Genomic DNA, 12,399 nt, shown 5'->3' with positions numbered 1-12,399 from the left:
AAGGACCCTACGTGAGCAAGTCCCTGCAAGCCATTCGTGGCATGAACGACATCCTGCCGGAGCAGACTCCGGCCTGGCGCTATCTGGAACGCACCTTCGCCGGCCTGCTGGACGGCTACGGCTACAGCGAGATCCGCCTGCCCATCCTTGAGTTCACCGAACTCTTCGCCCGCGGCATCGGCGAAGGCACCGATGTGGTCGACAAGGAGATGTACACCTTCCTCGACCGCAACGGCGAATCCCTGACCATGCGTCCGGAAGGTACCGCCGGTTGCGTGCGCGCCGTGCTGGAGCACGGCCTGAGCGGCGGTGGCCAGGTGCAGAAGCTCTGGTACACCGGGCCGATGTTCCGTTACGAGAAACCGCAGAAAGGTCGCTACCGGCAGTTCCACCAGATCGGCGTGGAAGTCTTCAACCTGCCCGGTCCGGACATCGACGCCGAGTTGATCATCCTCACCTGGCGCCTGTGGCAGAAGCTCGGCATGGCCGACGCGGTGACCCTGCAGCTCAACACCCTCGGCTCCAGCGAGGCCCGCGCACGCTATCGCGAGGCCCTGGTGGCCTATCTGCAGGAGCGCTTCGAGCAACTCGACGAAGACAGCCAGCGGCGCATGACCACCAATCCGCTGCGAATCCTCGACAGCAAGGTGGAGAGCACCCAGGCGTTGCTGGTTGGCGCGCCGACCCTGCACGACTATCTCGACGAAGAATCGATCGCCCACTTCGAGGGTCTCAAGGCCCGCCTGGATGCTGTCGGACTGCGCTACGAAATCAACCAGAAGCTGGTGCGCGGCCTGGACTATTACTGCCGCACGGCTTTCGAATGGGTCACCGACAAGCTTGGCGCCCAGGGCACCGTTTGCGGCGGTGGCCGCTACGACGGGCTGGTCAGCCAGTTCGGCGGCAAGCCGACCCCGGGCGTCGGTTTCGCCATGGGCGTGGAACGCCTGGTGCTGCTGCTGGAAACCTTGGGGGTGATCCCCGCCGAACTGAACCGTCCGGCCGACCTCTACGTCTGCGCCTTCGGCGAACCGGCCGAGCTGGCCGCCCTGACCCTGGCCGAACAGTTGCGCAGCGCCATTCCCGGCATACGCCTGCTGGTCAACGCCGGCGCCGGTAGCTTCAAGAGCCAGTTCAAGAAGGCCGACAAGAGCGGCGCGCGCTTTGCCCTGATCCTCGGGGAGGACGAGGTGGCCAATCGCGTGGTAGGTTTCAAGCCCCTGCGTGACGAGGGCGAGCAACAAAGCATTGCCTGGGATGCTCTGCCCGAGCACCTGGCAGCCTGTCTGGCACAGGCTTGAGAACATAAAGAATAGGAGTGATTGGGGTGACATCGCGTACCGAAGACGAAGACCTGGCGCAGATCAAGGACTGGTGGCAGCGCAACGGCAAGCCCCTGGTCACCGGCGGCATCCTCGCGCTGGCAGTGGTATTCGGCTGGCAGGCCTGGCAGAAGTACCAGACCAACCAGGCGCAGGGCGCCTCGATCGTCTACCAGCAACTGATCGAAACCGCGCTGAATCCGGCCGGCCAGCCGGATCCGGCGAAGGTGGCGGAGCTGGCTGGCAAGCTGAAGAGCGAGTTCGGCGGCACCCATTATGCCCAGTACGGCAGCCTGTTCGTGGCCAAGGTCGCGGTCGACAGCGGCAAGCTGGATGACGCCGTTGCCGAGCTGAAGGCGGTCATGGACAAGCCGGCCGACGCCACCCTCGGCGAACTGGCGCGGCAGCGCCTGGCCCGGGTCCTGGCGGCCCAGGGCAAGGTCGAGGAAGGCCTGAAGCTGCTCGATGGCGATGCCGACAAGGCCTACGTCTCGACCCGCGAGGAGCTCAGGGGCGACCTGCTGGTGCAGCTCAAGCGCACCGACGAGGCGCGCGCGGCCTACGAGAAAGCCAAGCAGTCGCTGCCCGAAGACGGTGCCGGCGATGCCCTGCAGATCAAGCTCGACGACCTGTCCAAGGGAGAGGCCTGAGATGGTGCAATGGAAACACGCGGCGCTGCTCGCCCTGGCCCTGGCGGTCGTGGGTTGCAGCAGCAACAGCAAGAAGGAACTCCCGCCCGCCGAACTGACCGACTTCAAAGAGGAAGTCGTGTTGAGCAAGCAGTGGAGCCGCTCGGTCGGTGATGGCCAGGGTGACCTGTACAACCTGCTCGAACCGGCCGTCGATGGTTCCACCATCTACGCCGCGTCCGCCGAAGGGCGGGTGATGGCGATCCAGCGCGAGACCGGCGACGTGCTCTGGAAGAAGGACCTGGAACGTCCGGTTTCCGGCGGTGTCGGCGTTGGCTACGGCCTGGTGCTGGTGGGTACCCTGCGCGGTGACGTGATCGCCCTCGACGAAGCCACCGGCAAGAAGAAGTGGACCAAGCGAGTCAACAGCGAAGTGCTGTCGGCGCCGGCCACCAATGGCGACGTGGTGGTGGTGCAGACCCAGGACGACAAGCTGATCGGCCTCGATGCGGCCAGCGGCGACCAGCGCTGGATCTACGAAAGCACCGTGCCGGTGCTGACCCTGCGCGGCACCGGCGCGCCGCTGATCGCCGGCAACATGGCCCTGGCTGGCCTGGCCAGCGGCAAGGTGGTGGCGGTCGACGTACAGCGCGGCCTGCCGATCTGGGAGCAGCGGGTAGCGATTCCCCAGGGGCGTTCCGAACTGGATCGCGTGGTGGACATCGACGGCGGCCTCCTGCTGTCCGGCGACACCCTCTACGTGGTCAGCTACCAGGGCCGTGCCGCGGCGCTGGACGTGAACAGCGGCCGCCTGCTCTGGCAGCGCGAAGCGTCGAGCTACGTCGGCGTCGCCGAAGGCTTCGGCAATATCTACGTCAGCCAGGCCAGCGGTTCGGTGGAAGGCCTGGATTCGCGCGGCGCTTCTTCGCTGTGGAACAACGACGCCCTGGCGCGTCGCCAACTGTCGGCTCCGGCGGTGTTCTCCAGCAACGTGGTGGTCGGCGACCTGGAAGGCTACGTGCATCTGCTGAGCCAGGTGGACGGTCGCTTCGTCGGTCGCGAGCGGGTCGACAGCGATGGCGTGCGGGTTCGTCCGCTGGTGGTCGGGAGCTGGATGTACGTGTTCGGCAACGGTGGCAAGCTCGTCGCCTACACCATCCGCTAGACTGGGTTTCAAGTGTCCGGCCGCTGCCGTCCGACGTCAGCGGCCTTTGTGTTTTCTGAATTCTCGTGGAGAGCCGCATGGTTCCCGTTATTGCCCTGGTGGGTCGCCCGAACGTCGGCAAGTCCACTCTGTTCAACCGCCTGACCAAGTCGCGCGACGCCATCGTGGCGGAGTACGCAGGCCTGACTCGCGATCGCCAGTACGGCGAGGCGCGCTGGCAGGGCCGCACCTATATCGTCATCGATACCGGAGGCATCTCCGGCGATGAGGAAGGCATTGATGCGAAAATGGCCGAGCAATCGTTGCAGGCCATCGAGGAGGCGGATGCCGTCCTGTTCCTGGTCGATTCGCGCGCCGGCATGACCGCCGCCGACCAGATGATCGCCGAGCACCTGCGCAAGCGGAACAAGCGCAGCTTCCTGATCGCCAACAAGGTCGACACCATCGATCCCGATCTCGCTCGCGCCGAGTTCAGCCCGCTGGGCCTGGGCGATGCGCTGCCGATCGCCGCCGCCCACGGTCGCGGCATCAACCATATGCTGCAGGAAGCCCTGGGGATCTTCCCCAAGGACAACGCGGAGGAAGAGGGCGAGGGCGAGCCGGCGAGCGAAGAGGTCGCCGAAGGCGAGGAACCGACCCGGATTCCCGGTCCCAGCGAGAAGGACGGGATCAAGATTGCCATCATCGGCCGGCCCAACGTGGGCAAGTCGACCCTGGTCAACCGCATGCTCGGCGAAGAGCGGGTGATCGTCTACGACCAGGCCGGCACCACCCGCGACAGCATCTACATCCCGTTCGAGCGCAACGAGGAGAAGTACACCCTGATCGACACCGCTGGCGTGCGGCGTCGCGGCAAGATCTTCGAGGCGGTGGAAAAGTTCTCGGTGGTGAAGACCCTCCAGGCGATCCAGGACGCCAACGTGGTGATCTTCGTCATGGACGCCCGCGAAGGGGTGGTCGAGCACGACCTCAACCTGCTCGGCTTCGTCCTCGAGACCGGCCGTGCCCTGGTCATCGCCCTGAACAAGTGGGATGGCATGGAGGCGGCCGAGCGTGACTACGTGAAGACCGAACTGGAGCGGCGCCTGCTGTTCGTCGACTTCGCCGACATCCATTTCATTTCGGCCCTGCATGGCACCGGCGTCGGCCATCTCTACAAGTCGGTCCAGGAGTCCTTCCGTTCGGCGGTGACCCGCTGGCCGACCAGCCGCCTGACCAGCATCCTCGAGGACGCCGTGCAGGTGCACCAGCCGCCGATGGTCAACGGTCGCCGGATCAAGCTGCGCTACGCCCACCTGGGCGGCGCCAATCCGCCGCTGATCGTGATCCACGGCAACCAGGTGGACGCGGTGCCGAAGGCCTATACCCGCTACCTGGAGAAGACCTACCGGCGGGTATTGAAGCTGGTCGGTACGCCGATCCGCATCGAGTACAAGGGCGGCGAGAACCCCTACGAGGGCAAGAAGAACTCGCTCACCGCGCGCCAGGTCAACAAGAAGCGCCGGCTGATGTCGCACCACAAGAAAGCCGAGAAGAAGAAGAAGGACAAGCGCCGCTGAGGGTGGCGTTTCCTTCGTCGAAAGGCCCGGCAGGGATCCTTGTCGGGCCTTTTTCATTGGCCGCGGCTGTAGCCCGCGGGACGAACCAGGCCGCCGGCGTTGACCGCCGATTCCCTGTCGTGGCGACGAATGATCGCGAGGTGGTTATTCGTCCTGCGCCATCGCCTGGCGCATATTCCCCTCTGACCTGAGGCGGTCACGGTTTTTTCTAAGGCGTGCCCCTGCAGCGTCGCTCCCGGATCGGCTATCCTGCCCTGCCACCCGTCTGGCCGGGCTGTCGTCCGGCGAGTCTCTGCAGGAAGTCCCGATGATTCAGAGCAAGCTGCCGAATGTCGGCACCACCATCTTCACCCGCATGTCGCAACTGGCCGCCGAGTGTGGCGCGATCAACCTCTCCCAGGGCTTTCCCGATTTCGACGGCCCGCCGGAGTTGCGCGAGGCGGTAGGTAGGCATATCGCCGCCGGGCACAACCAGTACGCGCCGATGACCGGCTTGCCGGCCCTGCGCGAGCAGGTGGCGAAGAAGATCGAGCAGTTCTATGGACGCCGGGTGAGCGCCGACAGCGAGGTGACCATCACGCCGGGGGCGACCGAGGCGATCTTCAGCGCGATCCAGGCGCTGGTCCATCCGGGCGACGAAGTGGTGGTGCTCGACCCGTCCTACGACAGCTACGAACCCTCCGTGCAACTCGCCGGCGGGCGTTGCGTGCACGTGCCGCTGGCGCTGCCGGACTTCTCCATCGACTGGCAGCGCATGGCCGAGGCCATCGGGCCGCGTACCCGGCTGGTCATCATCAATACCCCGCACAACCCCAGCGGCGCGCTGATCAGCCGCGAGGAACTGGACCGCCTGGCCGCGCTGATCCGCGACCGGGATATCTATCTGATCAGCGACGAGGTCTACGAGCACCTGGTGTTCGACGGTGTCGCCCATACCAGCGTGCTGTCCCACGACGAGTTGTATCCGCGTTCCTTCGTGGTCAGTTCGTTCGGCAAGACCTACCACGTCACCGGCTGGAAGACCGGCTACGTGGTCGCGCCGCCGGCGCTCAGCGCGGAGCTGCGCAAGGTTCACCAGTACGTCAACTTCTGTGGCGTCACGCCGCTGCAATGGGCATTGGCGGACTACATGGCCGGCCATCCGGAGCACTTGCGGCAATTGCCCGGCTTCTACCAGGCCAAGCGCGACCTGTTCTGCGACCTGCTGCTGGACTCTCGCTTCCGTTTTACCCGTGCGCCGGGCACCTACTTCCAGTGCGTGGACTATTCGGCCATCCGTCCGGACCTGGACGACGTGGCCATGGCCGAGTGGCTGACCCGCGAACACGGAGTGGCGGCGATCCCGGTTTCGGTGTTTTATGAAAAGGCTCCGGACGCCATGCGGCTGGTCCGGTTCTGTTACGCCAAACGCGAGGAGACGCTGCGTCAGGCAGCGGAAAAGCTATGCGCGATCTGACGGTTCTGCCGGACCTGGACATCGCCCTGGTCCAATCCTCCCTGGTCTGGCACGACGCCCAGGCCAACCGCGAGCATTTCGCCGCCCTGCTGGAGAGCGCCGCCGGTGCCGACCTGGTGGTCCTCCCGGAGATGTTCACCACGGGTTTCAGCATGGCTTCGGCCGAGCAGGCCGAGCCCGAACTGGGGCCGACCCATGCCTGGCTGCTGGAGCAGGCCCGGCGCCTTGGCGCGGTGGTCACCGGCAGCCTGATCGTCCAGCTCGCCGACGGCAGCCATCGCAACCGCCTGCTCTGGGCGCGTCCGGACGGCGAGATGCTGCACTACGACAAGCGCCATCTGTTCCGCATGGCCGGCGAACACGAGCACTACAGTCCCGGCGAACGCCAGGAACTGTTCGAACTCAAGGGCTGGCGGGTGCGCCCGCTGATCTGCTACGACCTGCGTTTCCCGGTGTGGAGCCGCGACCCGCACGACACCGACCTGTTGCTCTACACCGCCAACTGGCCCGCGCCTCGTCGACAGCACTGGAACCGCCTGCTGCCGGCGCGGGCGATCGAGAACCTTTGCTACGTGGTGGCGGTGAACCGTATCGGCGAAGACGGCAACGCCTTGCGCTACGCTGGGGATAGCCAGGTCCTGGACTTCCAGGGCGACAACCTGTTCAACGCGGCGGACGCCGACGGCGTGTTCCGCGTCCGGCTGGACGCGGCGGCACTGGCGGCCTATCGCCAGCGTTTCCCGGCCTACATGGACGCGGATCGCTTCGAAATCCATCCTTGAGTGCCGGAACGTCCGCTTCCGGTCGATGTCCGAGGCCATGACCCGGCGCTGCGCATGATGGCGCAGTGCCGGGAATGGAGTTACCCGTATCCCGCGGCGCCGCGCCGTGGGCATCAGATCAGGAGGAAGACCAATGGGACTGCTCGATTCGATTCTCGGTTCGGCGCTGGGTGGCTCTGAAGGACAGGGAGGTGCTCGCGATCCGAAAGTGGCCCTGTTGATCGGGCTGGTGACCATGCTGATGTCGCGCCAGGGCGGTGCGGCACAGGGCGGTGGCGATGGCGGTGGTCTGCTCGGTTCGCTGGGCAGCATCCTTGGTGGTGCCGGCGGCGGGGCCGCGAGCGGCGGGCTGGGTGGCGTCCTCGGCGATCTGCTCGGTGGCGCCGCGGGCGGTGCCGGGCAGGCGGCGCCGGGCGTGGAGGCCGGCTCACTGGGCGGACTCGGCGGGTTGTTCCAGATGCTCCAGAACGCAGGCTTGGGCGATGCCCTGAATTCCTGGATCGGCGGTGGGCCGAACCAGTCGGTGTCGGCGGCGGACATTTCCCGGGTCTTCGGCGACGGTCAATTGCAGCAACTGGCGGACTCCGCCGGAGTCAGCCAGGGCGAGGCGGCCGAACACCTGAGCAGCCTGCTGCCGGAATTGGTCAACAAGCTGACGCCGGACGGCCAGGCGCCGCAGGGCGACCTGGACATCGGTTCGCTGCTGGCGCGCTTCAGCTAAGGCTTTCCCGTCGATGCGGAGCGGATAGCCGCGATACGGTTATCCGCTCCACTCAACGGGGCGAGGCCGCCCTCGACGGCAGGTCGGTCAATAGGCGCTGGCGCTGTCCAGGCGGTGGATCGCCTGTTCGTCGAGCTTCAGGTGGGTGGCGGCGATCAGGTCGTCGAGCTGTTCCAGGCTGGTGGCGCTGGCGATCGGCGCGGTCACCGTCGGACGAGCGATGAGCCAGGCCAGGGCGACCTGGGTCGGGTTGGCGTTGTACTGCTCGGCCACTTCGTCGAGCGCCGCGAGGATGGCCACGCCGCGCTCGTTGAGATAACCCTTCACCTTCTCTCCCCGGGCTCGCCCGGCGGTGTCGGCCTGGTTGCGGTACTTGCCGCTGAGGAAGCCGCTGGCCAGCGAGTAGTAGCTGATCACCCCGATACCGAGTTCTTCCACCGTCGGCTCCAGGTTGGTCTCGTAGTCGGCGCGATCGTACAGGTTGTATTCGGGTTGCAGGCTCTGGTAGCTCGGCAGGTTAAGCCGGGCGCTGACCTGGCGCGCTTCGAGGAGGCGCCGGGCGTCGTAGTTGGAGGCGCCGATGACCCGTACCTTGCCTTTCTTGATCAGTTCGCCATAGGTGGAAAGGGTTTCCTCCAGGTCGGTGTGGGGATCGTCGGTGTGCGACTGGTAGAGGTCCAGGTAGTCGGTCTGCAGGCGTCGTAGCGAGCGCTCCAGGGCCTGCTCGATATAGGCGGCGGAGAGACCTTTGTGGCCATTGCCCATGTCCATCCCGACCTTGCTGGCGATCACCATGCGGTCGCGTTTGCCGGTGCGTTTCAGCCACTTGCCGATGAGGGTTTCCGACTCGCCGCCCTGGTGCCCGGGAACCCAGCGCGAATAGACGTCGGCGGTGTCGATGCAGTTCAGGCCGGCGTCGAGCAGGGCGTCCAGCAGCCTGAAGGAGGTGCTTTCGTCGGCAGTCCAGCCGAAGACGTTGCCGCCGAATACCAGTGCCGGTATCTCCAGGCCGGAGTTGCCGAGTTTGCGTGTGGTCATGCGTCATCCCTCCTGAGTGCGGTCCTGTGTGGGCGCTTTCGTTCGCACGTCTTGCTGTGACTCCCGGCGGGCGCGGAATGTTCAGCCGGCGCGCAGCGTCCTATAGACTCTGCCGGTTGCCGGGATTTTCCAATGCCGGCCCTGGTAAAGCTTCAGTAAATATCCGCAGGGAGCACACGCATGAACAGCGACACCGAGAATCCGTTCCGCCCACCGGAGGCCCGCCTGGACGAGCCTGACGCCACCCATGGCGAGCCGCTGTACAGGCTTTCCGCGATCGGTCTGGGTACCTTCATCGGCACGCCCCTGGCCGGTGCCTTCCTCGCGGCGGTGAATCTCCGTCGCCTGGGACGGGCGCAGGAAGTCGGGAAAACCTGGCTGGTCGGCCTCTGCCTGTTTGTCCTGCTGCCAGTTCTGGGCGCGATACTGCCGGAGAACATCCCCTCGATCGGCTTCACGGTGGCGCAGATATTCGGCATGGTCTACTACGCCAAATCAGCCTTCGGTCCGGCCCTGGACAGCCACAAGGCAGCGGGCGGAGCGTTCATTTCCAACTGGCGGGCGGCGGGGATCGGCCTGCTGTTCATGTTGGTGGTCCTGTCGGTAGCGATCCCGGTGGTGATGCTGATGGTGTGAGGGGCAGCCCGCGCTTTGCCTTATCATGAGTTCTTTATCCGCGATGACTGGCCATGACTACACAACGCTACCTGCTCGATGAACTGGAAACCGCCGACATGCTCGAGATCGACGGTCTGCACGCCTGGCGCTTCGAACTCAACGAGAACCTGCTGGACCAGGCGGACCTGGCGGCGGAAGCCGACCAGCCGTTCGCCAGCGAAGACTGGGTGCTGGCGGTGGAAAGCCTGGATGGACGCACCCGTCGCGAGTGGCGTTTTTCCTACAACGCGGTGATGGAAGCCGAGCCCCAGGCCGATGGCGAGTCCTGGCGCCTGACCACAGGGGAGGGGGCGTACCAGCTCCGTTGCCTGGGAGCGGTCAGCGCCAGCGGCGAGGATGAGTGAAGCGACTCAGCTGAAAGATCCCATGAAAAAAGGGAGCCGCCTGGCTCCCTTTTTCCCTTCCGTGCCGGTCAGGCCGCCTTGGCCTCGGCCTGGGTCACCGCGCGGTTCAGCGCGCTGAACAGGGCGCGGAAGCTGGCGGTGGTGATGTTCTCGTCGATGCCGATGCCGTGCAGCGGGCGCTGGCCCTCCAGGCGGATCTCGATATAGGCCGCGGCCTTGGCATTGGCGCCGGCGCCGATGGCGTGCTCATGGTAGTCCATGATTTCCGCCTTGACCGGCAGGGCGGCCACCAAGGCTTCCAGCGGTCCCTTGCCGATCCCGCGCCAGTGCTGCTTCTCGCCGTCGAAGGAGACTTCCAGGTCGACGGCGCTGGTGCCGTTCTCTTCCTGCAGGCGATGGCTGGCGAGGACGTAGGGCGAGGTCGCCTTGAGGTATTCGTTTTCCAGCAGCGAGTAGATCTGTTGTGCGGTCATTTCCAGGCCGAGACGGTCGGTCTCGCCTTGCACTACCTGGCTGAACTCGATCTGCATGCGCCGCGGCAGGCTGATGCCGTACTCCTGTTCGAGCAGGAAGGTGATGCCGCCCTTGCCGGACTGGCTGTTGACCCGGATCACCGCTTCGTAGTCGCGGCCGATGTCGGCCGGATCGATCGGCAGGTACGGCACTTCCCAGATCGCGTCTTCCTTTTGCTGGGCGAAGCCCTTGCGAATGGCATCCTGGTGCGAGCCGGAGAAAGCGGTATGGACCAGGTCGCCGACATATGGATGGCGCGGGTGGACCGGCAACTGGTTGCACTCTTCGACCACCTTGCGCACCGCGTCGATGTCGGAGAAGTCCAGTTGCGGATGCAGGCCCTGGGTGTACATGTTCAAGGCCAGGGTCACCAGGTCGACGTTGCCGGTGCGCTCGCCGTTGCCGAACAGGCAACCTTCGACGCGGTCGGCGCCGGCCATCAGGCCCAGCTCGGTGGCGGCCACGCCGGTGCCACGGTCGTTGTGGGTGTGCAGGCTGATGATCACGCTGTCACGCTTGTCGACGTGGCGGCCGAACCATTCGATCTGGTCGGCGTAGACGTTCGGCGTGGCGCACTCCACGGTGGCCGGCAGGTTGAGGATGATCTTGTTGTCCGGGGTCGGTTGCCAGACGTCGATCACCGCGTTGCAGACCTCCACCGAGAACTCCAGCTCGGTAGAGCTGAAGATTTCCGGCGAGTACTGGAACGACCACTGGGTCTCCGGTTGCTCGGCGGCCAGCTTCTTGATCAGTTTCGCGGCGTTGGTGGCGATGTCCACGACGCCCTGCTTGTCCTGGTTGAAGACGATGCGGCGGAACGACGGGGCGGTGGCGTTGTAGACGTGGACGATGGCCTTCTTCGCCCCGCGCAGGGATTCGAAGGTGCGGGTGATCAGGTCTTCGCGGGCCTGGGTCAGCACCTGGATGGTGACGTCGTCCGGGATGTGGTTGCCTTCGATCAACTCGCGGACGAAGTTGAAGTCGGTATCGGAAGCCGACGGGAAGGCCACTTCGATCTGCTTCAGGCCGACCTGCACCAGGGTCTTGAAGAATCGCATCTTCTTCGCCGCGTCCATCGGTTCGATCAGCGACTGGTTGCCGTCGCGCAGGTCGGAACTGCACCAGATCGGCACCTCGGTGATGGTCTTCGACGGCCAGGTGCGGTCGGGCAGATTGATGGCCGAGAATGGGCGGTATTTCTGCGAAGGGTCTTTCAACATGCTCATGGGGCTAATCCTTTGGAGTCGGTTCCTGGGCCGGCGGGGCCAGGCGAACGCAGTGACGAGATGAAGAGAAGCGTCGCTCAGCCACGCAGTCGCGGGCTGACCAGGCACAGGCAGGCGTGTTGGCGGAGCAGGATGAGGGTGTGTGGTGTTTTCATGCGTACCACACTAGTGAGACTGCATTTGAATGGCAAGCATTAAAGGAAAATTAGTAGAATTTCCCATTTGTGCGGCTTTTGTGGGTTTTTATTCTTTCTCTGCGGTGAAAGCTTGTCCTCGATTGCGCCGCCGGCACGCTCTCCGCAACGGAAAATTCTGCGGCCCCATGCCGCAGAAGAGCCAGCCGCCCTTGTGCGATCATTTCGTTCCCCGTGCCTGGGGCGTATAACGACAGGCGCATTCTTCTTTTCGGCATGACCCGGCGCGAGCGGCCATCCGGCCCGCTACGCGGTGGTCTTCATTCAAGACGGCGGGAGTCGCAGGTGGCGACCACTCTGAAACGACAAGGCATCGGTGCATGGCTGGCTCTGTTCGCCATGCTGATGATCTTCGTCGGGCCGCTGATCTCCCAGTCGATGCCGATGGACCACCCGATGCCGATGGGCGTGGGGATGGGCCACGAAGGCATGTCCCACGAGAACATGGACCATGGCGACATGGCCCATGCCGGCTGTTCCGATGCCCAGCGCTCCGTCGTCCATGCCGGCATGCCGGGGATGGGCGGCGAGGAAGGCAATCGCCTGGCCAGCGACGTGCTCTGGGAGAAGTGCGGTTATTGCAGCCTGTTGTTCCACAGCCCGCCGCTCACCGAAGACGCCTGCCTGGCGCTGTTCTCCGTTCCCTTCGCGACGGCGCCCGCCGTCGCTTTCCTGAACGAGGCGTTCGTCGCCTCGCCGGTGTTTCCCGGCGCCCGTACCCGTGCGCCGCCGTTCCTGATCGCCTGACCTCTTTCAATCCGATAGCCGCCGC

General features: G+C 65.2%; 12 protein-coding genes. 10 read left to right on the top strand and 2 right to left on the bottom strand.

The window, feature by feature from the left end; translation table 11 throughout:
• Window positions 1-11: 11 nt before the first annotated feature.
• The 7 genes from hisS (at window position 12) to HMPREF3014_RS28815 (ending at window position 7,634) form a co-directional block, all read left to right on the top strand.
• Window positions 12-1,301 carry a histidine--tRNA ligase gene (gene hisS, locus HMPREF3014_RS28845; RefSeq protein WP_003092797.1) on the top strand — a complete coding sequence of 430 codons (1,290 nt, stop codon included), beginning with the start codon at window positions 12-14 and terminating at the stop codon, window positions 1,299-1,301.
• 26 nt (window positions 1,302-1,327) lie between these two features.
• Window positions 1,328-1,972, top strand: coding sequence for a YfgM family protein (locus tag HMPREF3014_RS28840; protein WP_003106650.1), 645 nt, complete (start codon window positions 1,328-1,330; stop codon window positions 1,970-1,972).
• A gap of 1 nt (window position 1,973) precedes the next feature.
• A complete protein-coding gene (gene bamB / locus HMPREF3014_RS28835; RefSeq protein ID WP_003092789.1) occupies window positions 1,974-3,116 on the top strand; it encodes an outer membrane protein assembly factor BamB in 1,143 nt (380 codons plus the stop codon).
• A gap of 77 nt (window positions 3,117-3,193) precedes the next feature.
• Window positions 3,194-4,675 (top strand): ribosome biogenesis GTPase Der, encoded by a 1,482-nt coding sequence (der, locus tag HMPREF3014_RS28830; RefSeq protein WP_003092786.1) that lies wholly within the window; start codon window positions 3,194-3,196, stop codon window positions 4,673-4,675.
• Between the two features lie 307 nt (window positions 4,676-4,982).
• A complete protein-coding gene (locus HMPREF3014_RS28825) occupies window positions 4,983-6,131 on the top strand; it encodes a pyridoxal phosphate-dependent aminotransferase (protein WP_003106648.1) in 1,149 nt (382 codons plus the stop codon).
• Window positions 6,119-6,913: an amidohydrolase gene (locus HMPREF3014_RS28820; RefSeq protein WP_023087027.1), complete on the top strand. Its 795-nt coding sequence runs from the start codon at window positions 6,119-6,121 to the stop codon at window positions 6,911-6,913. Before HMPREF3014_RS28825 ends, HMPREF3014_RS28820 begins: the two co-directional genes overlap by 13 nt.
• A gap of 133 nt (window positions 6,914-7,046) precedes the next feature.
• On the top strand, window positions 7,047-7,634 hold the full coding sequence (locus HMPREF3014_RS28815; protein WP_003113804.1) for a YidB family protein: 588 nt from the start codon (window positions 7,047-7,049) through the stop codon (window positions 7,632-7,634).
• Window positions 7,635-7,721: 87 nt separating this feature from the next.
• Here the strand turns inward: HMPREF3014_RS28815 and HMPREF3014_RS28810 are convergent, their stop codons facing one another.
• Window positions 7,722-8,672 carry an aldo/keto reductase gene (locus HMPREF3014_RS28810; protein WP_003107361.1) on the bottom strand — a complete coding sequence of 317 codons (951 nt, stop codon included), beginning with the start codon at window positions 8,670-8,672 and terminating at the stop codon, window positions 7,722-7,724.
• Between the two features lie 180 nt (window positions 8,673-8,852).
• On the opposite strand from HMPREF3014_RS28810, the gene HMPREF3014_RS28805 reads away from it, so the two are divergent.
• Together HMPREF3014_RS28805 and HMPREF3014_RS28800 are read left to right on the top strand one after the other, a co-directional pair.
• Window positions 8,853-9,308, top strand: coding sequence for a hypothetical protein (locus tag HMPREF3014_RS28805; protein ID WP_003143130.1), 456 nt, complete (start codon window positions 8,853-8,855; stop codon window positions 9,306-9,308).
• A 53-nt stretch (window positions 9,309-9,361) separates the two neighbouring features.
• Entirely contained in the window at window positions 9,362-9,694 is a 333-nt protein-coding gene (locus tag HMPREF3014_RS28800) for a DUF5629 family protein (RefSeq protein WP_003092770.1), read from the top strand.
• A gap of 68 nt (window positions 9,695-9,762) precedes the next feature.
• Here HMPREF3014_RS28800 and leuA read toward each other — a convergent pair whose 3' ends face one another.
• Window positions 9,763-11,433 carry a 2-isopropylmalate synthase gene (leuA, locus tag HMPREF3014_RS28795; RefSeq protein ID WP_003113805.1) on the bottom strand — a complete coding sequence of 557 codons (1,671 nt, stop codon included), beginning with the start codon at window positions 11,431-11,433 and terminating at the stop codon, window positions 9,763-9,765.
• Between the two features lie 479 nt (window positions 11,434-11,912).
• On the opposite strand from leuA, the gene HMPREF3014_RS28790 reads away from it, so the two are divergent.
• Complete coding sequence (locus tag HMPREF3014_RS28790) at window positions 11,913-12,374, top strand: DUF2946 domain-containing protein (RefSeq protein ID WP_003092760.1); 462 nt, start codon at window positions 11,913-11,915, stop codon at window positions 12,372-12,374.
• The last annotated feature ends 25 nt before the right edge of the window (window positions 12,375-12,399 follow it).

The sequence above is a fragment of the Pseudomonas sp. HMSC065H01 genome (assembly GCF_001815235.1).
GTDB lineage: Bacteria > Pseudomonadota > Gammaproteobacteria > Pseudomonadales > Pseudomonadaceae > Pseudomonas > Pseudomonas aeruginosa.
This window is presented reverse-complemented; position numbering and strand designations above follow the sequence as displayed.